This is a genomic window from Cyanobium sp. BA5m-10 (genome assembly GCF_024346255.1).
GTDB classification, from domain to species: Bacteria; Cyanobacteriota; Cyanobacteriia; order PCC-6307; family Cyanobiaceae; genus Cyanobium_A; species Cyanobium_A usitatum.
Genome location: NZ_JAGQCP010000016.1, coordinates 25,602 through 50,681, shown reverse-complemented (window position 1 = coordinate 50,681; position 25,080 = coordinate 25,602). Strand labels below are relative to the sequence as shown.

At 62.7% G+C, this 25,080-nt stretch carries 23 protein-coding genes and 2 pseudogenes; 11 read left to right on the top strand and 14 right to left on the bottom strand.

The annotated features are described in order from the left end of the window. From KBY85_RS07845 to KBY85_RS07830, 4 genes and pseudogenes are all read right to left on the bottom strand, one after another. Positions 1-500 (bottom strand): annotated as a pseudogene (locus KBY85_RS07845) (acetyl-CoA carboxylase carboxyl transferase subunit alpha); the annotation flags it as partial. Between the two features lie 30 nt (positions 501-530). Then, a complete protein-coding gene (locus tag KBY85_RS07840; RefSeq protein ID WP_254960957.1) occupies positions 531-1,583 on the bottom strand; it encodes a long-chain acyl-[acyl-carrier-protein] reductase in 1,053 nt (350 codons plus the stop codon). Between the two features lie 61 nt (positions 1,584-1,644). Continuing rightward, on the bottom strand, positions 1,645-2,388 hold the full coding sequence (locus KBY85_RS07835) for an aldehyde oxygenase (deformylating) (protein WP_254960956.1): 744 nt from the start codon (positions 2,386-2,388) through the stop codon (positions 1,645-1,647). Between the two features lie 44 nt (positions 2,389-2,432). Beyond that, complete coding sequence (locus tag KBY85_RS07830; protein ID WP_254960955.1) at positions 2,433-3,236, bottom strand: creatininase family protein; 804 nt, start codon at positions 3,234-3,236, stop codon at positions 2,433-2,435. A gap of 49 nt (positions 3,237-3,285) precedes the next feature. Between KBY85_RS07830 and KBY85_RS07825 the strand changes: the two genes are divergently transcribed. The 4 genes from KBY85_RS07825 to KBY85_RS07810 all read left to right on the top strand — a co-directional run bounded on the left by KBY85_RS07825 (position 3,286) and on the right by KBY85_RS07810 (position 6,742). Beyond that, complete coding sequence (locus tag KBY85_RS07825) at positions 3,286-4,569, top strand: S1 RNA-binding domain-containing protein (protein ID WP_254930974.1); 1,284 nt, start codon at positions 3,286-3,288, stop codon at positions 4,567-4,569. Beyond that, the gene (locus KBY85_RS07820) at positions 4,566-5,450 is read left to right on the top strand and encodes a Tab2/Atab2 family RNA-binding protein (RefSeq protein WP_254960954.1); all 885 of its coding nucleotides are present in this window, start codon (positions 4,566-4,568) and stop codon (positions 5,448-5,450) included. Before KBY85_RS07825 ends, KBY85_RS07820 begins: the two co-directional genes overlap by 4 nt. A 9-nt stretch (positions 5,451-5,459) precedes the next feature. Beyond that, positions 5,460-6,275: a peptidoglycan editing factor PgeF gene (gene pgeF / locus KBY85_RS07815; protein WP_254960953.1), complete on the top strand. Its 816-nt coding sequence runs from the start codon at positions 5,460-5,462 to the stop codon at positions 6,273-6,275. Between the two features lie 104 nt (positions 6,276-6,379). Beyond that, positions 6,380-6,742, top strand: a complete 363-nt coding sequence (locus KBY85_RS07810; RefSeq protein WP_254930971.1) for an AbrB family transcriptional regulator — start codon at positions 6,380-6,382, stop codon at positions 6,740-6,742. On the opposite strand, the gene KBY85_RS07805 is transcribed toward KBY85_RS07810, so the two are convergent. After that, positions 6,681-8,384, bottom strand: a complete 1,704-nt coding sequence (locus tag KBY85_RS07805) for an NAD(P)/FAD-dependent oxidoreductase (protein ID WP_254960959.1) — start codon at positions 8,382-8,384, stop codon at positions 6,681-6,683. The genes KBY85_RS07810 and KBY85_RS07805 overlap by 62 nt on opposite strands. A gap of 244 nt (positions 8,385-8,628) precedes the next feature. Between KBY85_RS07805 and KBY85_RS07800 the strand changes: the two genes are divergently transcribed. Then, positions 8,629-9,741, top strand: coding sequence for a metallophosphoesterase (locus tag KBY85_RS07800; RefSeq protein ID WP_254930970.1), 1,113 nt, complete (start codon positions 8,629-8,631; stop codon positions 9,739-9,741). 17 nt (positions 9,742-9,758) lie between these two features. Here KBY85_RS07800 and ppsA read toward each other — a convergent pair whose 3' ends face one another. Then, positions 9,759-12,179 carry a phosphoenolpyruvate synthase gene (ppsA, locus tag KBY85_RS07795; RefSeq protein ID WP_254960952.1) on the bottom strand — a complete coding sequence of 807 codons (2,421 nt, stop codon included), beginning with the start codon at positions 12,177-12,179 and terminating at the stop codon, positions 9,759-9,761. Positions 12,180-12,326: 147 nt separating this feature from the next. On the opposite strand from ppsA, the gene KBY85_RS07790 reads away from it, so the two are divergent. After that, positions 12,327-12,767, top strand: coding sequence for a hypothetical protein (locus KBY85_RS07790; RefSeq protein WP_254930968.1), 441 nt, complete (start codon positions 12,327-12,329; stop codon positions 12,765-12,767). Between the two features lie 23 nt (positions 12,768-12,790). On the opposite strand, the gene KBY85_RS07785 is transcribed toward KBY85_RS07790, so the two are convergent. The 5 genes from KBY85_RS07785 to hemH all read right to left on the bottom strand — a co-directional run bounded on the left by KBY85_RS07785 (position 12,791) and on the right by hemH (position 17,113). After that, complete coding sequence (locus tag KBY85_RS07785) at positions 12,791-12,997, bottom strand: GIVxVP protein (RefSeq protein ID WP_254930967.1); 207 nt, start codon at positions 12,995-12,997, stop codon at positions 12,791-12,793. A 20-nt stretch (positions 12,998-13,017) separates the two neighbouring features. Continuing rightward, a complete protein-coding gene (locus KBY85_RS07780; protein WP_254960951.1) occupies positions 13,018-13,389 on the bottom strand; it encodes a hypothetical protein in 372 nt (123 codons plus the stop codon). Between the two features lie 14 nt (positions 13,390-13,403). Beyond that, positions 13,404-15,176 (bottom strand): biosynthetic-type acetolactate synthase large subunit, encoded by a 1,773-nt coding sequence (gene ilvB / locus KBY85_RS07775; protein WP_396121829.1) that lies wholly within the window; start codon positions 15,174-15,176, stop codon positions 13,404-13,406. Between the two features lie 142 nt (positions 15,177-15,318). After that, positions 15,319-15,927, bottom strand: a complete 609-nt coding sequence (locus KBY85_RS07770) for a M23 family metallopeptidase (RefSeq protein ID WP_254960949.1) — start codon at positions 15,925-15,927, stop codon at positions 15,319-15,321. 10 nt (positions 15,928-15,937) lie between these two features. After that, positions 15,938-17,113 carry a ferrochelatase gene (gene hemH, locus KBY85_RS07765; RefSeq protein WP_254930964.1) on the bottom strand — a complete coding sequence of 392 codons (1,176 nt, stop codon included), beginning with the start codon at positions 17,111-17,113 and terminating at the stop codon, positions 15,938-15,940. Positions 17,114-17,235: 122 nt separating this feature from the next. Between hemH and KBY85_RS07760 the strand changes: the two genes are divergently transcribed. The 5 genes from KBY85_RS07760 to KBY85_RS07740 all read left to right on the top strand — a co-directional run bounded on the left by KBY85_RS07760 (position 17,236) and on the right by KBY85_RS07740 (position 21,692). Then, positions 17,236-18,528 (top strand): site-specific integrase, encoded by a 1,293-nt coding sequence (locus KBY85_RS07760; RefSeq protein WP_254960948.1) that lies wholly within the window; start codon positions 17,236-17,238, stop codon positions 18,526-18,528. Further along, positions 18,525-19,208 carry a cob(I)yrinic acid a,c-diamide adenosyltransferase gene (cobO, locus tag KBY85_RS07755; protein WP_254941151.1) on the top strand — a complete coding sequence of 228 codons (684 nt, stop codon included), beginning with the start codon at positions 18,525-18,527 and terminating at the stop codon, positions 19,206-19,208. The genes KBY85_RS07760 and cobO overlap by 4 nt, the downstream gene beginning before the upstream one ends. A gap of 65 nt (positions 19,209-19,273) precedes the next feature. Continuing rightward, positions 19,274-19,981 carry a UMP kinase gene (gene pyrH / locus KBY85_RS07750; RefSeq protein ID WP_106502448.1) on the top strand — a complete coding sequence of 236 codons (708 nt, stop codon included), beginning with the start codon at positions 19,274-19,276 and terminating at the stop codon, positions 19,979-19,981. A gap of 8 nt (positions 19,982-19,989) precedes the next feature. Next, positions 19,990-20,529 (top strand): ribosome recycling factor, encoded by a 540-nt coding sequence (gene frr, locus KBY85_RS07745; protein WP_254960947.1) that lies wholly within the window; start codon positions 19,990-19,992, stop codon positions 20,527-20,529. After that, positions 20,526-21,692, top strand: coding sequence for an NAD(P)/FAD-dependent oxidoreductase (locus KBY85_RS07740; protein ID WP_254960946.1), 1,167 nt, complete (start codon positions 20,526-20,528; stop codon positions 21,690-21,692). The genes frr and KBY85_RS07740 overlap by 4 nt, the downstream gene beginning before the upstream one ends. Before the next feature lie 8 nt (positions 21,693-21,700). On the opposite strand, the gene KBY85_RS07735 is transcribed toward KBY85_RS07740, so the two are convergent. From KBY85_RS07735 to KBY85_RS07725, 3 genes and pseudogenes are all read right to left on the bottom strand, one after another. After that, positions 21,701-22,078, bottom strand: a complete 378-nt coding sequence (locus KBY85_RS07735) for a Crp/Fnr family transcriptional regulator (RefSeq protein WP_254960945.1) — start codon at positions 22,076-22,078, stop codon at positions 21,701-21,703. Positions 22,079-22,152: 74 nt separating this feature from the next. Next, positions 22,153-23,139 (bottom strand): annotated as a pseudogene (locus KBY85_RS07730) (transaldolase); the annotation flags it as partial. 116 nt (positions 23,140-23,255) lie between these two features. After that, positions 23,256-25,073, bottom strand: coding sequence for a penicillin-binding protein 2 (locus tag KBY85_RS07725; protein WP_254960944.1), 1,818 nt, complete (start codon positions 25,071-25,073; stop codon positions 23,256-23,258). Positions 25,074-25,080 lie beyond the last annotated feature (7 nt).

Here is a 25,080-nt window from a genome sequence, read left to right as displayed (position 1 = left end):
CCCGCGTAGGCCCCCGGCGTATCGATGAAACTCAAGATCGGCAGGCGAAAGCGATCGGCATGCTCCATCAGCCGCATCGCCTTGCGATAGCCCCCTGGGGATGCCATGCCGAAGTTGCGGGCGACATTCTCCTTGGTGTCGCGGCCTTTTTGATGTCCGAGCAGCACCACACCCTGCTCACCGATCCTGCCAACCCCACCCACTAGGGCCCGGTCGTCACTGCCACGGCGGTCGCCATGCAGCTCCAGCCACTCATCAGTAATCACCTGGATGTAGTCCAGGGTGCTGGGCCGCTGGGGGTGGCGGGCCACCTGGATCTTCTGGGAGGGCGTCAGGGCATCGAAGATGTCTTTGCGACGTCTGGTGGCCAGGGTCTCGAGCTGCAGCAGCTGCTGACTCACATCCACCTCCGAGTCGCGTGCCAACTGGCGGATCTGCTCGATCTGCTCTTCGAGCTCAACGAGGGGTTTTTCGAACTCCAGCAAGGCGCGGCGGGCCATGGCGGGGATGGGCAAGGGGAGTAAAGGTATTCAGGCAGTAGTCAGGGCCGGGGTGGGATCGATCTGGGCAGACAGCCCCAGGGCCTCGAAGCCATGGCTCAGGGAGGCGGCACCGATCAGATCCATCTTGTCGAGGCTGATGTTGTTGCGCCCCCAGCTGAAGTTGGTGTGGATACCTTCGAACTCCAGCAGAATGGCCTCGGCGAAACAGGCAAACATCTGACGTTTGGGGTTGTCCATTTCAGCCATTTCCATCATTTGCCAGGTGATGTCGCTGAAAAACTCAACGATGCCGCCCTTCAATACATGGATGCCGTTGCCACTGGCCTTGGTGTCTAGGTTTTTCGGGTAGCCGCCGTCGATCATCAGGCAGGGCGACTTAAGACTGGCCGCATCAATGCTCAGCGTTTGGGGCAAGCTGGCCACCCACACCACTACATCGGCTTCCGGTAGGGCCTCCTCCAGCTTGAGGATCCGGCCGCCGCCAAGCTCCTGCTGTAAGTCCAGCAAGGGTTGGGGCTGGCGGGCGACCAGTAAGAGCTCCTTGACTCCAGTGCGCTGACTCAGCCAGCGGCATACAGCGCTGCCGATATCACCGGTAGCCCCAATGACTGCGACCCGGGCCTGGCTCAGATCAATACCGAGCTTGGGGGCATTGGTTTCCACCTGGCGACAAATCACCCAGGCGGTGTGGGTATTTCCGGTAGTGAATCGCTCCCATTCCAAGGTGGTGGAACGGATTTGCTGCTCCTTGAGCAGGTTGAAATTTTCAAAAATGATCGAGGTAAACCCGCCTAAAGCGGTGATATCGATACCATTTTTTTGGGCCAGCTCCATGGCGCTGAGCACCTTGCGGCGAGCGGTTTTAAACCGACTCAGCATTTCTGGCACGAAGCAGGAGTCGATGTATGCCCCTTCTATGGTCTTGCCTGTGGCGCTGGTGACCTGAAGATGCTCCACCAATTGGGGCGGGGCACTACACCAAACGTCGAGGTCACCTTCGGCAAACTCTTCAAAGCCAAGAGTGCGAGCCTTTTCACGGGCAGCCTCGAAGCTTGTGGAGTGACCGATCAGGCCGAACATGGGCAACCCCAGGGGATGTCGCGGACGCTACATCTTGCCACGACACCCCTGGCAGGAGGCTTCAGCCGATCAATGCAGCAGCTGCCATTTTGGCAATCTCCCTGGAAGTGAAGCCAACTTCGAGCAGAGCCTCTTGGTAGGAGGTGAGGAAATCGGCCATCAAATCCTCCTGGTCCATTTGCAGAACAGCCGCGTCGCCAGCGACCTGCTGGAGCATCTTGCGCACCAGGGGCAGATTCTCACGGTTTGCCTGCTCCAGCTCCCCTCGCACCGTTTCAAGGTTGGCTTTCAGCCATTCCTGACCGTAATTAAGGTGTGTGTACTCATCTTTGACTACACCTTCGGTGATCTTACGCGCAAATGGATCGGCTACAGGGATATAGATGTGATAAGCCGAAATGGCAAAGGCCTCGATCAGAATGGCCTGAATCAAAAGACAGGTTGTGACCTTACCTTCAGCTAAAGCCTTCTGAAAGTTGTTGTGCAGAGGCGAGAAGAACTCCTTAGCAAACGGCATGTCAGCAGTGACGCCGAGGTTGTTGGCGCAAGCTGTGAAGCCCTTCATGTGCTTCAGCTCCATGCGGGCCAATTTTGTGAGCTCCTCAGCTTGGTCGGGGAGAAGCCCACCGATAGAGATGTAATTGTCGTGAGCTTCCTGCTCACCTTCAATCACGATCGCGTTGATGCGGCTGTAGGCGTCCTTGTAGGTGTCTGTGCTGAAGTCGGGCAGTTGGTCGGATGGGAACGCCTCAGTGACATTCTCAGTCACATTGTCAGTGACATTGGTAGGAGCAAGAGTTGCCATGGCAGCCGCGCTGTTGGATCTGATCATCTGACTGTAACCACCCCCTACCGAACTCTGACCGTCCCTTGGCCTGGCCAGGGGCTGGCCAGCAGGGTTTCGAAGCGGTGCTGCCAACCTGCGACCAACCGGTCAAAAAGTTGGGCTCCCAGGGCTGCAGAAGCGCCGCGGGCGTCGCCAACCACTCCGGTGAGGCTGAGTTCCTGGCTGAGCCAGGCAAGCGGGGCGGCCCCTTCCAGGCTCCAGCCCGCGGGGATGACCTCGCCTCGCTTGCCGTCGCAGGGGCGCTGCTCGCCCACCAGCTGGGGGGCGAGGTGCAGCATCAGGCTGGTTTCCGCCAGGCCCGCGTGCAGCCCGTCGGAGCGCTCCGGCTCGGGGATGAGCTCGGCGATCCCCTCGGGACCACTCCATAAAAAGCAGGGCAGCACGGCTAGCGCGGGCCGCTCCGCCCGCAGCTGGCGCGCGGCGGTCTGAAGCAGTGATATTTGGCCTCCGTGTCCGTTAAACAACACCAGCCGCTGAAAACCTGTGCCGGCAAGTTCATGGCCTACGGCCACCAGTTGCTCGATCAGGACCTGGGGGGGGAGGCTGATGGTGCCACTGAAACCACGGTGCTCTGGGGAGAAGCCAATGCTCTGCAGCGGCAGCCGCAAGATGGGCAGGCTTGGCTCCAGCGCTGCCAAAACTGCGTCCAGCACTCGCTCAGCAAACAGGCCATCCGTTCCGAGCGGCAGTTGGGGGCCGTGTTGCTCGACCGCCCCCCAGGGCCAGACAACCGTGCTTCCTGGCTGGGCTGCAAGCTCCTGAACCTGCGGCCAGGCCAGCTGCTCAAGGTGGCGCTGCTGGGGCATTTTTTGAGGACTGATCACTACAGTGTGGGGCTCTCAGCCCTTAGTGGAGATGGCCGGTACCGGCAGTCAACCGCCCTCATCCTCATCCCGGCCCGTGCCCCCTGGTCCTGCGCGCCCAGTGCCTGCACGCCCCCAGCCTCTGGCGCCCCTGCGTAAGCCGCCCCAGGTGTTGATGATCCGCAAGGACGAGCCAGCCCCGCAGTCGTCTGCGACTGAACCTGCGCTTGCCGCAGCTCCCCAGGCTCCCGCTCAGCTCGCTCCCGTTAACCGGGTTGCAGCACCTGCCAGCACTCCTGTCCGAAACGACGACGACCTGTTTGACCTGGGGTCCATGGAGGGCCTCACCATGGCCGACCTGCTGGGCCCTGACCCGAGTCAGAAGCGGGCTCCCAAGGCTGCTGTTGCCGGAGAGCCCAGCACCAAGCCCGCGGCGCGGAGCGTCGACGATTTCGACTTTGACGAAGAAGCCTTTCTGGCGGCTCTCGACGACCACGAGCCCCATGGCACCACTGGAGAGGTGGTGCGCGGCACCGTGATCGGTGTCGAAAGCGATGGCGTTTACGTGGATATCGGCGGCAAGGCGCCGGGTTTCATGCCCAAGAAAGAGTGCGGCCTGGGGGTGATCACCAACCTCAAGGAGACCTTTCCGAAGGGGCTGGAGGTGGATGTGCTCGTCACCGGTGAGCAAAACGCCGATGGCATGGTGACCATCAGCGCCCGTGCCTTGGCCCTGCGCCAGAGCTGGGAGAAGGTGAGGCTCCTGGAGAAGGAGGGCAAGGTGGTGCAGGTCAAAGTGAACGGCTTCAATCGAGGTGGTGTCACCTGTGAACTTGAGGGATTGCGCGGCTTCATCCCCCGTTCCCAGCTGCAGGAGGGCGAAAACCATGAGGCTTTGGTGGGTAAGACCCTTGGTGCCGCTTTCCTAGAGGTCAATCCAGAGACCCGCAAGTTGGTGTTGTCGGAGAAGAAAGCTGCCACTGCAGCCCTGTTCCAAAACCTGGAGGTGGGTCAGCTGGTCGAAGGCCAGGTGGTGGCAATTAAGCCCTATGGCTTGTTTGTCGATCTAGGCGGTGTGAGCGGTTTGTTGCATCAATCGGCAATTAGTGGTGGTCAGCTGCGGGACCTGCGTGAGGTTTTTGGCCAGGGAGACCGGGTCAAGGCCCTGATCACCGAGCTGGATCCGGGCCGGGGCCGCATCGCCCTCAATACCGCCCTTCTCGAGGGACAGCCCGGTGAACTGCTGATCGATCGCGACAAGGTGATGGCTGAGGCTCCAGATCGGGCCAACCGGGCCCGCTCCGTGCTGCGCCAGCAAGAACAAGGGGCCGGATGAAGCAGGCCGCTCCAGATTGGGAGCTCGACTACTACTCCCGTCCCATTTTTGAAGAAGATGGCAAAAAGCGCTGGGAGCTGCTGATTTGTTCCACCCCTGAGGTGCCCGGACCAGGGGAGGTAGCGAGCGAATCCTTCCGCTGGGCCCAGGCCTGCCCTGCCACCAGCGTTAATTCGATCTGGCTGAGGGAGGCTCTGGAGGCAGCATTGGCTGGTGCTGCCTCCCAGGGTTTTGGGCCGCCTCGGCGGCTGCGCTGCTGGCGTGGCTCGATGCGCACCATGGTGCAGCGGGCTGCTGAGGGGCTGGGATTGGAGCTGGTGCCCAGCCGCCGTACCTACGCCCTAGTCAACTGGCTGCAGGAGCGGGAGCGCCTGGTGTATCCCCAGGAGCCCGGCTACATGGCGGGCCCGCTAGCACCGCCCCCCCAGGCTTTGCGACCGATTGCGGTGCCCTTGCCGGAAGAGGCGCGGGGCGACAGCTGGGCCTGGGCCACCTTGCCCTTGGGTGTCCTAGCCGCTGCATCGGAGTGGGAGGTTGGCTTTGCGGGCCTCGTACCCCTACCAGAGGCGGGGGCTGCCGAACTGCCGGTGCCGGGCATTCGCCTATTCAGCTCCACCAGGGCCCTGGCCCTGGCCGGCTGGCTGGCTGGGCTCGAACCCGTGCGGCTTGAGATCAGTGGCCCGCAGCTAGTGCTTGAGGCAGGCCTTGAGGATCGCTGGCTGCTCACCAACTTGCCGGCTGAGGAGGCAGAGGTGGCCACTGCGGCTTTTGCTGCCGCCCGAGAGCAGGCCGGTGGCCTTCAGTTCCTTGCCGTTCAAGCCAGCGAGCAGGACCAGCGCTTTGAGGGCTTCTGGTTGCTGCGCGATCTTCCCGACGCTTGATTCCCCACGATGGCCGAAGCGGTTGATCCCCCCTTTGATCGTCCCGACCGGGACTTCAATCCCTTGCCCGGTTGGACCTGGGTAGGTACCTATGGCGGCTACTACCTCCAGTGCGACCTGCTCCAGTCGTTTGAGCATGGCTTCTTTACACGTCAATGGCAGGGACGGGGGCCTGAGGTGCTGGCGGCTTATTTGAGCGCTGGGGTGAGTGTGCACCGTCTGCGTCAGGTGCACAGCGCCTTGGTTTTGCCAGCCAGCCAGGCCAGCGCCGATCCCTTTCCCGAGGCCGATGGTCTTATTAGTGATGCCGGCGGCCAAAGCCTCTGGGCTTGTGGCGCTGACTGCACCCCGGTGCTGATTGCTGATCCCGCTACTGGCCGGGTGGCGGCTTGCCACGCTGGTTGGCGCGGTGTGGCTGGAGGCATCCTCGAGCGCGCCGTGCAGCAGCTGGTGGATGGAGGCAGTCGGCCGGCCGAGCTGCTGGTGGCCCTAGGACCAGCGATCGGCGGTGGCTCCTACCAAGTGCAGCGGCTGGTGTCTGAACAGGTTGCGGCGTCTCTAGCCGCCGCCCCTGATGCGTCTTTGCTGCCTATTCTGCTTGAGCAGTTGCGTCAGTGCGGCGCTCTGCAGGCCGATCCAAACCCTATGAAAGACCGCCTTGATATTCGCCTTGCCGCCCAGCTCCAACTGGAGCGACTTGGGGTGCCCACGGCGCAAATTGGCCGCTGCCCTCTTTGCACAGCCAGCGAACCACTGCTTTTTCACTCCTGGCGGCGCGATCAGGTGAAGGCGGTGCAGTGGAGCGGCATTGTTTCTCAGGCTTGAATCTTGGCGCTGTTTCGAGCTGGATTCGCCTTCAATCAAAGCCGCGTAGCTTGCATTCGGGCCTGTTTCTGCGCAATAATGCAGAAGTTGCATAATTATGATCAATGCTCACTGGTGTCGACCTCCTCGCCAAGGTCAAAGAACTCGGGGATGTGAGCAAGTCTGACTTGGTTCGCGCTTGCGGCTATGTCTCCCACAAAAAAGATGGTTCGGAACGGCTGAACTTCACAGCCTTCTACGAGGCTCTCTTAAATGCCAAGGGAGTCGATTTTGGCAGTGCAGCCAAAACCGGGAAGGGCGGCCGAAAACTCAGCTTCAACACCAAGGTCCAGTTCAACGGCAACTTGATGGTCGGCAAGGCTTATACGGGCATGCTTGACCTCAAGCCTGGCGATGAGTTCGAAATCAAGTTGGGTCGCAAACAGATTCGCTTGGTACCACTGGGTGCTGAGGACGAGGAAGAGTGATCGACAGGGCTACCTGTTCGGCCACTTTGATGCCATCAATTGCTGCCGAGAGGATTCCGCCGGCATAACCAGCTCCCTCGCCGGCTGGGTATAACCCTGGGGTGTTACCACACTCCAGGGTTATTTCGTCTCTGGGTAGCCGCACGGGCGACGAGGTGCGGGTCTCTACACCGGTGAGCAGGGCATCGCCCATTAGGAAGCCTGGAATGCGGCGATCGAAGGCGGGCAGGGCCTCTCGGATAGCTGTCAGCACGAACTCCGGTAGGCAGCCAGCCAAATTTCCATAGCAAACTCCTGGTTGGTATGAAGGAATCACTCCGCCACTGCCCTCACTTGAGCGGTTGGCGAGGAAATCTCCAACCCGCTGGGCAGGTGCTTGGTAGTTAGATCCGCCTGTAACAAAGGCGCGCCCCTCCCAATAGCGCTGAAAAGCAACGCCGGCGAGGGGATCGTCGTCTCTTTCCCCATAGGGCGTCAGATCGGCTAGCTCGATACCCACCACGATGCCGCTGTTGGCATTGCGTTCATTGCGGGTGTGCTGGCTCATGCCATTGGTAACTACTCGACCTGGCTCCGAGGTAGCCCCCACCACCAATCCCCCCGGGCACATGCAAAAGCTGTAGACACTGCGGCCCAAGTTGGCTGTCTCACGGCAGTGATGCACCAGCTTGTATTCAGCTGGGCCCAGGCGGGGGTGGCCGGCGGCCTGCCCCCAGCGGGCCCTGTCAATCAGGCTCTGGGGGTGTTCGATGCGTAGACCAGCGGCAAAAGGCTTGGGCTGCATCGCCACGCCGGCGGTTTTCAACATCTCAAAGCTGTCCCGGGCGCTGTGGCCAAGGGCCAGCACCACCTGGGTGGCGGCAATTCGTTCGCCGCTATCGAGCTGCAGACCCTGAATGGAGCGGTCCACGGGATTTAGCTCCAGGCCGTCTACCCGGCACTCGAAGCGCACCTCGCCCCCTAGGGCCTCGATTCGCTGCCGCAACCCCCGCACCACCGTGGCCAGTTTGTAGGTGCCGATGTGGGGGTGGTGCAGGGTGAGGATGTCAGGGTTAGCGCCTGCGGCAACTAGCTCCTCCAGCACCTTGCGCACGTAGGGCTTGGCTTCGCTCACCTGGCTGTAAAGCTTGCCGTCGGAGAAGGTGCCAGCCCCACCCTCGCCAAATTGGGCATTTGATTCGGGATTGAAGTCAGCGCTCCCCTTCCAAAAGCCGAAGGTGTCGGCGCTGCGCTCCTTGACCGCCTTGCCCCGCTCCAGCAGTAGGGGACGAAACCCCATCTGGGCCAGCAGCAGGGCCGCGAAATAGCCGCAGGGACCAGCTCCCACCACCACTGGTCGCAGCTTTCCAGCGTTGGCTCCGCTTACGACGGGGTGATAGGTCGTGTCGGGGCAGGGCCGCAGATGGGGGTCGCCGGCAAAGCGCTTTAGAAGCCGGGCCTCGGCACGGGCATCAAGGTCCAAATCCAAATCCAGGCTGTAAACGATGGTGATCGCCGCGCTCTTGCGGGCATCAACGCTGCGCTTAACCAGCCGCAACCCAAGTAGTTGATCGGGGGCGAGCCGCAGGCGCCTCAGCACTGCCGCCGCCAGGTCGGCCTCGCTGTGGTCGAGGGGCAGCTTCAATTCGCTCAGGCGCAGCACTACCGACTCCAAGGGGGCGCCTGCACGGGAGCCGGGCGCTGATTCATGGCGTTATTTCAGCAGTCTTGGCTCCACTGCGCCTGAAATTGAATTGGGCTGCCAGGCTGGAGGTCGATGCGGCGTCGATTCTTTGTCGATTACCCACTGCCCCCTTTGCATGGCCCTGGCGGTCCTTTGTGTGCTGCGAGCCACGGCCCACGGCACCTTGCTCTGGCGTCTGTCTGCCTAGGCGGGGCGCTAAACCATGGGCATGTTCCAGCGCAGCACGCCGAAGAACCTCACCTGGCCGATGGTCACCTGGCCTGGTGCGTTCGTCTCCCGACGTGGCTTCCTCAGCTTGGCTGGCTTGGGAGTAGCCGCCCTTGCGGCCTCAGGCCTGAGCCCTGAGGCCACTGCCGCCCCTAGAGGCGGTGCCAAACCGCTGCTGCCGCCCCGGGGCGACCTGCGCCTGGTGGCGATCAGCGATCTCAACAGCAGCTACGGCTCCACCAGCTACCTGCCGGAGGTGCTGCGGGCCGTTGAACTGATCCCCAGCTGGAAACCCGATCTGGTGCTCTGCGGCGGCGACATGGTGGCGGGCCAAAAGCAGGGCCTCAGCCGGGTACACCTCAGCGCCATGTGGGCCTCCTTTCATCGCCAACTGCTGGCACCTCTGGAGCGGGCTGGGCTGCCGGTGGCGATCACCATGGGCAACCACGACGCCTCTTCCGCCCGCTCTGGGGGCCACTACATATTTGAGCTCGATCGCCAGGAGGCCGAGCGTTATTGGCGCGGCCAGCAGAATGCCTTGGGGTTGAAGTTTGTTGATGCCAGCCGCTTTCCCTTCGCTTACAGCGTGCGTCAGCACGACCTTTTCCTGCTGGTGTGGGATGCCTCCTCGGCCGCCCTGCCCGCCGAACAGGTGGCCTGGGCCGAGCGCCAGCTGCGCAGCCCCGAGGCCCAATCGGCCCGGTTGCGGCTGGTGCTTGGCCACCTGCCGCTGCTGGCCGTAGGAGAGGGCCGGGACCGGCCTGGCGAAGTGTTGCAGCAGAGCGAGTCCCTGCGCCAGTTGCTGGAGCGCACCGGCGCCCATGCCTACATCAGCGGCCACCATCACGCCTTCTTCCCAGGCCGGGTGGGTCAACTGGACCTGCTCAACCTCGGTGCCCTGGGCAGCGGTCCGCGCCGCCGGCTGCAGGACAGCACGGCTCCGGTGCAGACCCTCACCGTGATCGATGCCTTCTGGCCCCAGGGTGATGGCGCGGGACGCACGACCTACACCAGCTACAACATGACCACCCTGGAGTCGATCAGCAGCCAGCAGCTACCGGCCCAGATTCAACCCAGTCAGGGACCGCCGCTGCGGCGGATCGGCTGAGAGATGCGGTTGGCGGCTCAGGCCAAGCTGGCCTCGATCCTGGCCACCTCCAGGCGGGTGGCGATCACGGCGTCGGGGTTGAGGCTGATCGAATCAATGCCCTCCTCCACCAGGAAGCGAGCGAAATCGGGGTAGTCGCTGGGGGCTTGGCCGCAGATGCCGATCTTGCGGCCGCAGCGTTTGGCGCTTTGGATTGCCAGGCGAATCATGGCCTTCACGGCCGGATGGCGCTCGTCAAACAACTCAGCCACCAAGGCTGAATCGCGATCCAGCCCCAGGGTGAGCTGGGTGAGGTCGTTGGAGCCGATCGAGAAGCCATCGAAGCGCTCGGCAAACGCCTCTGCCGCGATCACGTTGCTTGGTAGCTCGCACATCACATACACCTCAAGCCCGTTTTCACCCCGCACCAGGCCGGAGCGGGCCATTTCGGCCAACACCCGATCCCCCTCCTCGGGGGTGCGGCAGAAAGGCACCATCGGGATCACATTGGTGAGTCCCATGGCATCGCGCACCCGTTTAAGGGCCTGGCATTCGAGGGCAAAAGCAGCGCGGAAGGCGGGGGCGTAATAGCGGGAGGCGCCCCGCCAGCCGAGCATCGGGTTCTCCTCGTTGGGTTCAAACGCAGCTCCCCCAAGCAGGCGAGCGTATTCATTGCTCTTGAAATCGGAAAAGCGCAGGATCACCGGCCTGGGATAGAAAGCCGCTGCAATGCGGGCCATGCCCTGGGCCAGTAGATCCACGTAGTACTCGGCGGGGCTGGTGTGGCCGGCCGTTAACCGGGCTATCTGCTGCCGCTGCTCGGCGTCAGCAACCCGCTCAGGCTGGAGCAGGGCCAACGGGTGCACCTTGATGTGATTGGCGATGATGAACTCCAGCCTGGCCAGGCCCACCCCGTCGCAGGGAATGGCCGCAAGGTTGAAGGCCTCCTCCGGATTGCCCACACTTATCAAGATCTGGGTGCGGGTGACGGGCAGATCGCCAATGGCCTGCTCCGTGACGCTGAACGGCAGGTTGCCCCGGTACACCCGGCCGACATCGCCTTCGCAGCAGCTGATCGTGATGGCGTCGCCGTCATGGATGCGCTGGGTGCCATCGCCGGTGCCGACGATGGCCGTAATGCCCATCTCGCGGGCAATGATCGCCGCATGGCAGGTGCGGCCGCCCTGGTCGGTCACCACGCCGCTGGCTCGTTTGAGGATTGGTTCCCAGTCGGGGTCGGTGCGTTCGGTGATCAGTAGGTCGCCAGCCTCAAAACGGCTGATTTCGCCGGGATCCTTAATCACCCGGGCTACGCCGCTGCTCACCGAGGCGCCGATGGCGCGGCCGCTCACCAGGGTTTGCGCCTGATGGGGCTCCAGGTGCCAGCTGCGCAGCACCGCCTGCTGCTGCCGCGACTGCACGGTTTCCGGACGGGCTTGGAGGATGAACAGCTCGCCTGTGAGGCCATCTTTTGCCCACTCGATGTCCATCGGCGTGGGAGCGCCACGCTTAGCGCTGTAGTGACGCTCGATTTGGCAGGCCCAGCGGGCCAGGGTGAGGCACTCGTCATCGCTGAGGGCGAAGCGGTTGCACTCGGCTTCCGGCACGGGCTCGTTTGTCACGGTTATCCCCGCTTCCCCATACACCATCCGGATCGCCTTGCTGCCCAGTCGCTTACTGAGGATCGGCGCAAAGCCCTGCTCAAGCGTTGGCTTAAAAATCAGCACCTCATCGGGGTTAACGGCGCCCTGCACAACGTTTTCACCGAGGCCGTAGGCGGCGGTGAGCAGCACCGCGTCGCGGAAGCCTGTCTCGGTGTCGATGCTGAACATCACCCCGGCGCAGGCCAGATCGGAGCGCACCATGCGCTGCACACCGATCGAAAGGGCGACCTCGAGGTGATCAAAACCATTGAGCTGGCGGTAGGAGATGGCCCGGTCGGTGAACAGCGACGCGTAGCAACGCCGGCAGGCCTGCAGCAGGGCAGCTTCGCCCTGAATATTGAGGAAGGTCTCCTGCTGGCCAGCAAAGCTGGCATCGGGCAGGTCTTCGGCTGTGGCGCTCGAGCGCACTGCTACCGCTGGCAAAACGCCATCTAGTGTTGCCAGCTCTCGATAGGCGGCCAGGATCGCTTCGCTGAGGTCGGCGGGCAAGGTGGTGTTCAGCAGCAGGTTCCGGGCGGCTTTGCCGGCGGCCTGCAGGGCACCGAGATCATCAGCATCCAGGTTTTGGAGTAGATCCTGCAGTGGAGTTCTTAGGTCGTTGCTGCGCAGAAGGTGGCTGTAGGCGGCGGCTGTGGTGGCGAAGCCTCCAGGCACCCGCACACCCTGGCCCGCGAGCTCGCGGATCATTTCGCCTAGGGAGGCGTTTTTGCCGCCCACCTCGGCGATCGCCCCGATGCCAACTGCCGCGAACGGCACGACGAGCAGTTCGCGGCAGTTGGCACGGGTAGTTGGCATGGGTAAGTTGGCAGCCACCATGAATCTGGCGCCTTCTTGGGGCGTTGTCTTAACTGGAAGCCAGCGATGCAGGCCCCACACCCCCTGCCGCTGGTTCGAAATAGGTGGCACAGTGGGGTGAAGCTTTTTCGTTGCTCGCAAGTTTCTGTGTCTCGCTTTTCCCTCGCCTGGATCGCTGCTTCCGCCCTAAGTACCACCACTCTGCTGGGAGCTCCTGTCTTCGCCCAGTCGCCTGGGGCCGCCGCCGCTGCGGCCAAGCCAGTCAGCCTGGAGACCATGAACGATCTGGCTCTCGCCGCCGCCGTCAACGTCTGTGAGCTGGCGGTAGAGCAGAAATTGGCCGTGCAAAACGCCGTTATCTCCAATGCCAAGGCGATCACCTACGTGGTGACCGCTGCCCATGGCGGTCAGATAGCTGGCAGCGGCAAGCTTGAAGCCGCCCAGATTGTCAACGGCAGCATTGTGCAGATTGTGGGACGGGTTAAGCAGGGCTGTTACGCCAAGATCACCGCCGACGACAAAAAATTTGTGGACGAAGTGATCGCCCAGTACACAGCCCAGGCCTCCAAAGCCCAGCCCAAGAAGTAAAGAGCTTGCCCTTTGACTGGAGATCAGTCGGAGTCGGAAGACTCTGGCTTGCTCTCCGGTAGGAGTTGGGCGAGTAGCCCAGCCGCCATCAGCAATCCGCCCAAGCTAAGGGCCAAGGTTTTATTACTCGCCGCGGGGCCCTCACTCCATACCCCCGCCGCCAGGAAGGCTCCCCCCAGCAGCAGGGAGGGCACCAGCACGATGCCCTTGGCGGTGCGATTCAGACTCATGGGCAGATAAGTGGCCTCATTCAGGCTGCGACGTTGGCACAGTCGGCGCTGGCGAGCGAGTCGGCTTGGGCCAGACCAGCTGCGATTAATCCGTTGCCCAGATCTGCTGCTTGGTTTGTGCTGCCACGCACGGGAGCAAGCGGCTGAACCCTTGCCAACAGGACACCCTGGTTTTGGCCCATCGGCCGCAAATTGACGCGGGTGTGGCGAGGAACGGCTTGGCGAAGCCAGGCCACTGCCTCAGCCTGCTGAGCTTCAGGCACCTCCACACAGGCCAGCTGCACCGTGTAGCTACGGTTTTGGTCGCCTAGCTGCAGCAGGGTTGCCCCCCGCACCTGCAGCACCTCTGCCGCCAAGGCGGCTCCAGGCCACACCAGTAAAAGCGCCAGCAATGCGGCGAGCCATCTCAAAGCTTGGCGCCGCAGCTGGGGCAGAACAGGTGGGCACTTTCGGTGGTGCTACCGCAGGAGTGGCAATGGCGGCTCGTGTCGATAGCAAGCTCCGGATGGGATGGCAGCCCCACCATCTGGGCGTTGCTGGCGCCGGGGGGAACCATCGGATAGCAGTTCTCGTTGCGGCGCACCTTGACATCGATGAAGGCAGGACCGGGATGGTCAAGGGCCTCCTGCAGTTGCTGGCGCAGGTTGGCCCGTTCATCGATGCGCACGCCCCGAACGCCGAAGGATTCCGCTAGAGCTGCGAAATTCGGCATGCCATTGGTCATTTCCGAGGCCGAATAGCGCTCTCCGTAGAAGCTCTCCTGCCACTGGCGCACCATGCCCTGCCAGCCGTTGTTAATTACCACCACCTTCACCGGCAGGTTGTATTGGCTGAGAGTGCCCAGTTCCTGAATGTTCATCAGGATGCTGGCGTCGCCGGCAACACAGATCACCTGCTCATCGGGGAAGGCGGTCTGCACGCCCATGGCTGCGGGCATGCCGAAACCCATCGTGCCAAGGCCCGCCGAGCTGATCCAGCGCCGGGGGCCATTGTGTAGAAATTGGGCTGCCCACATTTGGTGTTGGCCCACATCTGTGGTGTAAAAGGCATCCGGTGCCAGCTCCCTCAGGGCGACAATCACTTCCTGGGGGGCGATGTCTCCCTCCGGATCGGGCACCACCAGGGGATAGTTCTGCTTCCAGCTGTCGATGCGCTGCAACCAGGCCTCGGTGCGGCCCTCCGAGCTGTCCTGGGCTGAGGCAGCCAGAAGGGCTGCTAGCGCGGCCTGGACATCGGCCACCAAGGCCACATCGGGTAGGCGAGTTTTGCCCATCTCAGCCGCGTCGATATCGATGTGGATCACCTGGGCCCGGGGCGCAAAGCCATCCAGCCGGCCTGTGACCCGGTCATCGAAACGGGCACCGGTGGCAATCAGCAGATCGCACTCTGTGACTGCGAAATTGGCATAGGCGGTGCCGTGCATGCCGAGCATGCCCACAGATTGAGGGTGCTTCTCATCGAAGGCTCCCTTACCCATCAAGGTGGTGGTGACAGGCAGGCGGAAGCGTTCGGCCAGCTGTTTCACGGCGCCATGGGCCCCGCTGCTGATGGCTCCGCCACCGACGTAGAGCAGGGGGCGACGGGCTTGGCGGATCAAGGCCAGAGCCGCGGCAACGGCCTCGGGGTCGGGGCTGGGTGGCAACTTGAATCCAGCTGGGATCGCCGAGCCCGGAGCCACCGGCGTGTAGTCAAATTCCTCCAGACCGACGTCCTTGGGCACGTCAATCAGCACAGGGCCGGGCCTGCCACTGGCTGCAATCAAAAAGGCTTCAGCCACGATCCTGCCGATATCGCGGGGATCGCGCACCACCCAGGAGTGCTTCACGATCGGCAGGGTTATGCCGAAGATGTCGGTTTCCTGGAAGGCGTCGGTGCCAATCGAGGCCCGCGGCACCTGCCCGGTGATCACCACCATCGGCACCGAGTCCATCTGGGCGGTGGCGATGCCGGTGACCAGGTTGGTGGCGCCAGGCCCCGAAGTTCCAAAGCAGACGCCAACTTCGCCGGTGGCTCGCGCGTAGGCATCGGCCGCATGGGTGCCGCCCTGCTCATGGCGCACCAGGATGTGCTTCAACCAGCCACGGGACTCTGCCTTGTGCAGTTCGTCATAGATGGGCAGGATCGCGCCGCCGGGATAGCCAAAGATGTGGCGCACCCCATGGCGATGCAGGGCGTCCATAAGGGCATAGCCGCCGTTTACTCGCTGAGGAGCAAAAGCTTCAGAAGCAGTGTCATCACCACTGGTTGTGGCGGTAGCGGACTGGGCCGCAGAGGCGAGGGGCGTCAGCGTCACGGCTGCTGAAGGCCAATCAACTTGGCGGTTAACGGATTACGGCAACCCTAGTTGCCGGCGGCGCTTTCGGGGCCGTTGCCCGCCCCGGTTGCTGGCGCCTGCCGGCTGCCATAGCTCGCAGGATCTGGGCTGGGTCTAGCCAGCGGCCGCCATGGCGCATGCCCCAATGCAGGTGTGGACCAGTAGTGCGGCCGCTCATGCCCACATGGCCGATTAGTTGCCCCGTGCGTACGCCCTGGCCCTGGCGCAGCAGCACCTGACCACTGCTGTAGGTGCCGCCAGAAACCCGGCCGGACAAATGGCAGTAGATGTGCTCGTAATCGCCCGAACGAATCACCAGCCCCAAGCCGCAGCCTCCGTCGTTGATCACGTCCTGCACTGAGCCAGCCCACCAGTTGCGGATCGGCGATCCCATGGGCGCCGCGATATCAAGGCCGTAATGGGGCTCTACCCGACCCCAGGGGCCGGTGCGGGTACCGAAATGGCTGGTGTAAGCCAGGAAGCTGGTGACGGGGAAAACTCCCATCTGCCAGCGACTCTGGGCCAGCCCCGCAGAGCTGGACAGCAGCAGGCAGGCGCTGCCGCTGAACAAGACCGCCGCCGCGGTAAGTCCGGCCTGCATTAGACGGCTCTGCATTAGAGGGCGCTCAGAGCAGGCCCAGCACATGCAGGGGTCCCTTTCCACTGAGTAGCTCCAGCAGGAAAGCGGAAAATCCCACCATCGCCAAGCGCCCATTCCAAACTTCAGAGCTGTTGTTCCAACCCCAGGCCCATTTGTCCTGGGGGTAGAGCTTCACCTTGCTGGGCAATTCGGCGGCTTGGTCGAGGTTCACCTCGGGCCCAGCCATGGCCTGCTGCACCAGATCGGCCAAGCCGTTGATGAAGGCCGGGGTGGTGTCTAGGGCTGGCACACGCCGGAAATTGATGATGCCTGCCTCGGTAGCTATCTCCCGGTATTCGATATCGATCTCCTCGAGGGTTTCAATGTGCTCGCTGACGAAACTGATCGGCACAACCACCAAATCTTTGATGCCAGCGGCGCCGAGATCCTGCAGGGCATCATCTGTGTAAGGCCTAAGCCACTCCACCGGACCTACCCGGCTCTGGTAGGCGAGCGTGAAGGGATTGGCGAAGCCCAGATCACTATCAAGTCGCTCCATGATCAGCTGGGCGCAGGCTTCGATCTCTTTTTGGTAGGGGTCGCCCGCCTCCTCCACATAGCTCTTAGGCACCCCATGGGCACTAAAAAACACATGGGCTTTTGAGGGCTCGGGGCAAGCCTGGATTTCGCGGGCAACCAAGCCAGCCATGGCACCCACGTAGCCGGGGTCGTCGTAGTAGCTGCGAATGCAGCGGATCGGCAGCAGGGAAAAGCCACTGTCGGCCTGGCGCAACCGTTGCAGCTCGCGGAAACTCGAACCGCTGGTGCTGATCGAAAAGTGGGGATAGAGGGGCAGCACCACCACCTCCTCAACCCCGTCGGCCTTGATGTCGGCCACAGCCGACTCGGTGAAGGGATGCCAGTAGCGCATCGCCACATAGCTGGTGGCTTCGATGCCGCGAGTGCGCAGTTCGCTCTGCAGTTCGCGGGCCTGTTGCTCGGTGATACGCCGCAGCGGCGAACCACCACCGATGGAGCGGTACGCCTCCTGGGACTTACCAGCCCGCAGGGTACTAATCAACCAGGCCAACGGTTTTTGTAGGGCTGGATTGGGCAACCGAATGATTTCCGGATCGGAAAACAGGTTGTAAAGAAACGGGCCAACGTCCTGGATACGCTCGGGTCCACCGAGGTTCAGCAGCAGCACGCCAACTTTGGCCATGCTCTCGTTCCACGCGGCTCAGAGGATCAGAGCGTAACGCTGCCGCTCCTCCCCTAGCGACCAAGGCGCAGGATCGATAACGTCAAGTTGTGTGCTGCAACGTCAGCCTCTGTGCTGGGCCCATGGCAAAAGCAGCGGTGGAGGTGGATCTGGCTAGGGCAGATGCCAGCTCAGCAGTCTCCACTGAAGCCTTGGCCAACTTGCAGATCGGTCTCGCCCAGGCAAACCAAGCCCTAGCCCAAGCGGGAGTCTCCTTGCGCATAGAGCTGCGCGGCCAAAGGTTGGGGCTGCGCGGACCCCTTCCCTGTCGCCGGGGCTCGGGCCGCCACCCTGTGCAGCGCATCAGCCTCGGGCTGCCTGCCGATACTGCTGGTCTTGAGCTGGCTAGGGAGCGGCTTAAAGAGGTGTTGCGTCAGCTGCAGCAAGGGCGCTTCGCATGGAGTGCCTGGGGGGTTCAACAAGCTCAGCCACCTTCACCTTCACCCTCAACTTCATGGTTGCCGGCAGCTACTCAGCCCGCCGCGGACGATTTGCTGGGGTTGGCAGCTTTTGAGGCAGCATTTTTTGCCGATCCCCGCCGCCGCCGCAACCCTGCCGGTTGTCGCACCACCTGGAGCAGCGCCTACCTGCCCTACCTGAGGCGCCTGGCGGCCGTTGCGGCCGAGCGCGACCTGCCCTTGGGTCTGCCCCTACTCGAAATGGCGCTAGAGAGCTACGCCGCCAGCAGTCGCAGCCGCCAGCAGTGCGGCACCGCCCTGGCCGCCCTGGCTCGCCACTTTGAGCTCGACCTGCCCGATAACTGGAGTGAGAGGGCTGCTGGTTATGGCCTACATGCGGCCCAGTTCCGGCGGCTTCCGGGTGATCCTCAGATTTTGTTGTGGGCCGAGCAGATCCCCAATCCTGCCTGGCGCCTGGCTTACGGCTTGATGGCCACCTACGGCTTGCGCAATCACGAGGTGTTCTTCTGTGATCTTTCGGCCCTTGCCCCAGGTGGTGACCGGGTGATTCGGGTGCTGCCCACCTCCAAGACCGGTGAACATCAGGTGTGGCCGTTCCAGCCCGATTGGGTGGAGCATTTCGGCTTGGAGCAGCTGGGGGGTTCCCAGCCGCCCCTGCCAGAGGTGGCAACCGACCTGCGCCAGACGACCCTGCAGCAGGTGGGCCGCCGGGTAGCTGAGCAGTTTCGCCGCTACGAGTTGCCGATCACCCCCTACGACCTGCGCCATGCCTGGGCGGTGCGAACCATTCATATCGGCCTGCCGGACACGGTCGCGGCCCGGATGATGGGCCACTCGGTGGCTATTCATACCCGCACCTATCACCACTGGATCACCCGGCGAGACCAGCAGCAGGCGGTGGATGCGGCCTTAGCCCGTCACCGCCACAGTGGTGTCACCGCTTTGCTAACCCCATGAATCAGCACTCCAGCGACCAAGCCTCAAGCCTTGATGCGGCAGCGGCGGAGCTGGGTCCCGGCGGTGATCTGGCGCCAGAAGCAGATCAGGACGGCTATCGCCGCCGCATGGCCCGTCGCAAGGAGGTGCAGCAACAACGGGTTGGTGAGCGCAACTTGGAAAAGGGCCTGGTGCTGGTGTTCACCGGCGATGGCAAGGGCAAAACCACGGCGGCCCTTGGCCTGGCGCTGCGCACCCTGGGTCATGGCGACCAGGTGGCGGTGGTGCAGTTCATCAAAGGGGGCTGGCAGCCCGGGGAGGCAAAAGCCCTGGAGCTGTTTGGGGAGGCACTGCACTGGCACGCCCTGGGCGAAGGCTTCACCTGGGAAACCCAAGACCGGGATCGTGATCGGCAGCTGGTGCAGCAGGCCTGGGAGCAGTCGTTGGTCTACCTCGCGGATGCCAGTCGCAAGCTGGTGGTGCTCGACGAGGTAAACGTCGCCCTCAAGCTGGGTTACCTGGGGATTGAACAGGTGCTTGCCGGACTGGACCTGCGGCCAGAGCTCACTCACGTTGCCCTGACGGGCAGGGGCGCGCCGCCGCAGCTGCTGGAGCGGGCCGACCTGGTAACCGAAATGAAGCTGGTGCGCCACCCCTTCAGGGAGCAAGGGGTCAAGGCTCAACGGGGAATTGAGTTCTGAACCTGGCCGCGGCGGCAGGTTAATTCGCAAGGCCGTTGCTAGGCTCCGGCAGATCAGGGGTATCAATGGGCTTCAAGCGCGTTCTCCTCAAGCTCAGCGGCGAAGCGCTGATGGGTGAGCAGGGCTATGGCATCGATCCTGAGATCGTGCAGTCGATTGCTTCCGATGTGGCTGCCTGCGTTGCCGGTGGCACCCAGTTGGCGATCGTGGTGGGCGGGGGCAACATCTTCCGCGGCCTGAAGGGATCGGCCGCTGGCATGGATCGGGCCACCGCGGACTACGTCGGCATGCTGGCCACGGTGATGAATGCCATCACCCTTCAGGACGGCCTGGAGCGGGCCGGTGTGCCAACCCGGGTGCAGAGCGCCATCTCGATGCAGGAGGTGGCCGAGCCCTACATCCGCCGTAAGGCGATCCGCCACATGGAAAAGGGCCGGGTGGTGATCTTCGCTGCTGGCACCGGCAATCCCTTTTTCACCACCGACACCACCGCCGCCCTACGGGCTGCTGAAATCGGCGCCGATGTGGTGTTCAAGGCCACCAAAGTGGATGGGGTCTACAACAAAGACCCCAATAAGCACGCCGATGCGGTGCGCTTCGAGAGTCTCTCCTTCCTGGAGGTGCTCAGCTCCGAGCTGGAGGTGATGGACGGCACAGCCATTGCCCTCTGCAAGGACAACTCCATCCCAATCGTGGTGTTTGACCTGTTCGGCCCCGGCAACATCGGCCGAGCCGTGGCCGGAGACCCGATTGGTACCCGTATTCACCCCTGACGCCAGCCATGGATTTGGAAGCCAGCATGCGCAAGTCGTTGGAATCGACCCAACGCACCTTCAACACCATCCGTACCGGTCGAGCCAACCCCTCCCTGCTCGACAAGATTTCCGTGGAGTATTACGGCGCTGAAACGCCGCTGAAATCCCTCGCCACCATCTCCACCCCCGATTCCCAGACGATTCAGATCCAGCCCTTTGATGGCGGTTCGATGGGCCTGATCGAAAAGGCCATCTCCATGAGTGAACTGGGTCTCACCTGCAACAACGACGGCAAGGTGATCAGGATCAACATCCCACCCCTCACTGAAGAGCGCCGTAAGGATTTCTGCAAGCTGGCTGCCAAATACGCCGAGGAGGGCAAGGTTGCCCTGCGCAACGTGCGCCGTGACGCCATCGACAGGGTAAAGAAGCAGGAAAAAGACGGCGATCTCTCCGAAGATCAGAGCCGCGACGAACAGGAGAAGGTGCAGAAGCTCACCGATAAATTCATCGCTGAGCTTGAGAAGCTTCTGGTTACTAAGGAAGCTGACATCCTCAAGGTGTGACCAGCTCGCCGGCTGGCGTGGCTGATGTGGCGGTGGTCGGCGCTGGTGCGGCTGGAGCTGCTGCTGCCTTCCACCTAGCCGCTGGCGGTTTAGAGGTGCTGCTGCTAGAGCGAGCCAGCTTCCCCCGATCCAAGCCCTGCGGCGGTGGCATGGCGGCCTCGATGCAGGGGCTATTTCCCTTCGATCTCAGCCCTGCCGTTGATTCGGTGATTGACCAGGTGCGCTTCACCTGGTGCCTGGGCGACCCGGTTACGGCGGTCCTGCCCGGTGATTCGCCCTTCTGGATCGTGCGCCGCTCCGTGCTCGATGCTTATTTGGTGGAGCAGGCCCAGACCGCTGGAGCTACTTTCCTAACTGGGGTAGCGGTGGAAAACCTGCAGCGGGCAGGCGATTGCTGGCAGCTTCAGGCCCGCGGGCAGGAGGGGAAAGCGCTGCAGCTAAAGGCCCGGGCCGTGGTCATCGCCGATGGTTCAGGCTCCCTGTTGGCGGCTCGCCATGGCCTTGGTCCAAGCCAGCCACGCTACGCCGAAACAGTGTCGGTGGAGGTGGATTGCGAGGTGAGAGACCCGAGCACCGCCCGCTTTGAATTTGGCCTGGTGCGCCACGGTTTTTGCTGGACCTTCCCCCGCAAGGGTGGCTACAGCATTGGCGTGGGCACCTTCATTGGCCGAGACCCCGCTAATGCCGAGGCGGTGCTCAGCCAGCTGCTGCCCAGCCTCGGCCTGCCGCCGCATGCAGGCGTTCGCCAGCCTGGCCGACTACGCATCTGGGATGGCCACCACCCCTTGCATGGCCAGGGTGCCAATGCCGGTTTGGTGGTGGTGGGCGATGCCGCCTCCCTCTGCGACCCCTTCCTGGCCGAGGGGCTACGGCCTGCCCTGATCAGCGGCTGCCGGGCCGCCGAAGCTCTGATTCCCTGGCTAGCCGGTGATAGTCAGGCCCTGGTGGGCTACACCAATCGCATGCGGGCTGGGTGGGGCGCCTCGATGGCCTGGGGCAAGCGCATCGCCCAGGTGTTCTACCGGGTGCCGCGGGTTGGCTATCAACTCGGCATAAAGCGGCCTACGGCTCCCCAGCGGATCGCCCAGATCCTTTCCGGCGAGATGGGATATGGCGATATCGCCCAGCGTGTGATCCGGCGACTGCTGTTTCAGCGCAATTGAAGGTCGGCTCAGATCTTGGTGCAGTCCTTGAGTTGGCGCAGCCGCTGGTCGATTGATCCCAGCAGCTCAATCGCAAACATCGGCGATTCCTGCACGGCAAACAAAAACTTTTCCCGGTTCATCACCAGCACCTTGCAGTCGGTTAGGGCCTTGGCATTGCCATAGCGGCGGTGATCACTCGTCACCAGTGCGCCTGCCCCGAATACATCGCCGGCGTTGATCTGTTCGTGGCCTTGGTCGCCGTTCCAGCTGAGCTGGACCGATCCTTCAAGTAGGCCAAACATGCAGTCGCCGGCATCTCCAGAGCTAAAAATCAGCTCTCCGGGCTCAAGCTTGACAACCTCACCGTTGCTGGCCAAGGCGCGCATGGTGTCGAGGGCGTTCACTAGGCCAATATTCTGTACTTAATGGCCAGTGTGGCCTGCCTCGGTTAAGCCTGGGTCAAGCCGGTCCCCACAAGGGCAGCAGCGCCTTCCAGTTCGGCAAGGCGGTGGGCTAGCTGGGCCTCGAGGGTTTCGATGGCCTTGCAGAAACCACGGATGCCCTCATCGAGTTTCTCGGTGGCCATTGGATCGGCGGCCAGCATCTGACGGAAACTATCTTCGTCGAGGTGGATCTGAGCGTCGGTGGGGCCGGGGTCGAAGGAGTTGAGCTTGCGCTCTAGCTCGCCATCGGTGTGGCGCAGCTGATCAAGCAGCGCCGGCGAAATCGTCAGAAGGTCGCAACCGGCCAGTTCAATGATCTCTTCAATGTTGCGGAAGCTGGCCCCCATCACCTCCGTTTTGTAGTCGTAGGTCTTGAAGTAGTTGAAGATTTGGGTTACGGAGATCACACCGGGATCTTCTGGACCTGGATAGCCGTCACGGCCGCTGCTCTTTTTGTACCAATCGAGGATCCTCCCCACGAATGGAGAGATCAGGGTGACGCCGGCCTCCGCGCAGGCGACGGCCTGGGCAAACCCGAAGAGGAGTGTGAGGTTGCAGTGGATACCTTCCCGTTCCAGTTGTTCAGCTGCGCAGATACCTTCCCAGGTGGAGGCCACCTTGATAAGTACGCGGTCGTTGCTGATGCCGGCTTGGTTGTAAAGGCCTATGAGTTTGCGGGCCTTGGTGATCGTTGCCTCGGTGTCGAAACTGAGGCGGGCGTCAACTTCAGTGGAAACACGCCCCGGCACGATCTTGAGGATCTCCTTGCCGAAGGTGATGCAGATTTCATCGAGGGCTTCGCGAACCACCGCATCGGAGCCGGCATCGGCACCCATCACCTGGCGCGACTCCTGCAAGGAGAGATCGATCAGATTCTGGTAGGTGGGGATCTGGGCTGCCGCCAGGATCAGCGAGGGGTTGGTGGTCGCGTCGCGGGGCGTGAACTGCTTGATCGCGTCGATGTCACCGGTGTCGGCCACCACCACGGTCATGGCGGCGAGTTGATCGAGCAGGTTGGCCATTGGCTGGAAGAGGGGGGCTGATGGCGGGGCATCGACCCGGTGTGCAATCACGCTAGCCAGTGTTTTCGGGTTATCCCAGCGGCGATGCCCTTCCTTCAGGGAACGGCCACAGGCGCTCAGGCGCGGGGCTTAGCGACTGCTTTCTGCAGCTCCTTTGGGTGGGAAGGGGGGATCCGCTCCAGCACCAGCAGGGCATCGATGATCTGGCGAGCTACTGGCGCAGCCACTGTGGAACCGAAGGTATTGCCTCCCTTGGGCTCATCCACCACCACCAGCACCACATAGCGGGGATCGTCGATGGGCAGATGGCCCACAAAGCTGGTGATCAGGGCCCCTGGGATGTAGACGCCACGTTCAGCCTTCTGGGCGGTGCCGGTCTTGCCGCCGATGCGGTAACCGGGAATCTTCATACCCAGGCCGCTGCTGTTGTCCACCACCGATTCCATCCAGGCCATCACCGTGCGGGTGACGCCTGGATCAAGCAACTGGAGACCACTGCCTCCGGGTGCGCTGGCTAGGGCATCACCGGAGCGCAGTCCGCGGGTGATGTGCGGACTCACCAGACGGCCGCCGTTGGCAAGCATGGCGTGCAGTTGCAGCAACTTCAGCGGGGTGAGGGAAAACCCCTGGCCAAAGGCGGCAACAGCAGGTTCGATCGCATGGCCGGTGAACTCCTTGCGCGTCTTAAGCTCGCCGGCCACCGCCCCAGGCAGGTCGGTATCGGGGGTTTCGTCAATCCCCATAGTGCGCAGCCAATGCCAGAAGCGATCGCGCTTCACCTGGGCCATGGCCTTCACCATGCCTACGTTGCTCGACACCTGCAAAACGGTAGGGAAATCGATTAAGCCGTTAGCCCGTTTGTCGTGGTTGAAGATTGGCCAGCCGCCGATGCTGAGTTGGCCGGTGTCGGCAACGCGGCCATTTGCCTCAATGGCTTTTTCCTGCAAGGCCACCGCCAGGTTGATCGGCTTGAAGGTGGAGCCCGGTTCATAGAGGTCTTGCACAGACCATTCGCGGAACAGCCCTGGATTGAAAGCCCAGAACTTATTGGGGTCGTAAGTGGGTGTGGAAGCCAGCGCCAGCATTTCGCCATTGCGCACATCCATTACCAATGCCGCTCCGCGCTTGGCATTCCATTTCTTCACCTGCTTTGCCAGGGCCTGAAGGGCTACCTGTTGCAAACGGGCGTCAAGGGTTAGCTGTAGGCGCAGGTCGTCGCCGTAGAGGGAGCCGGCCGTTAGGCCCGCTGGTAAGGGGGTGCCATCAGCGCCGCGGCGCATCTGCAGGGCAGTCTCCTGGCGCTTGAGATCACTGTCGCGGCTTTGCTCCAGGCCAGCCTGGGGAACGCGTTCCAGGTTGAGAAAGCCCACCACGTTGGCGAAGAGGGAGCCCTGGGGATAGATGCGGTGTGGATAGGCCTCCAGATCGAGACCACTAATGCCCAGTTGCCTTACCCGTTCTGCAGTTTCGGGGTCGAGGTCGGTGCGCAGCTTCACGCCGCTAGGCCGGCCGGCCATGGTTTGCAGTAGTGCTGGCTTGGGCTGGGCGAGAACGGCAGCCAGCTTGCCGGCCACCTCATCTGCCGTGCGGATCTTCTGGGGGTCGTCGCCTGGGAAGTTGAAATAACGGGGATGGGCCCAGAGGGTGAAGCGCTGCTCATCGAGAGCCACTAGACGCCCATTGCGATCGACGATCGTGCGTCGCTTGCCGATGGGCTTGGTGGTTTGGGTCTGGATGGCATGGGCCCGGGTCTGCAGGTTGGTGGCATCCACCACCTGGAGCCAGGCCAGCCGACCCGCCAGGCCAACTAAGCCGGCACACAGCAAGCCGTAAACAGCGAGCAGGCGTCCAGCGGGCACTGGTTGGATGGCTACCACCCGTTGCTGGGAGCTGCGAGGAGCCCGAACCGGACCACGCTGACGGCTGCTGTTCATTGAATTA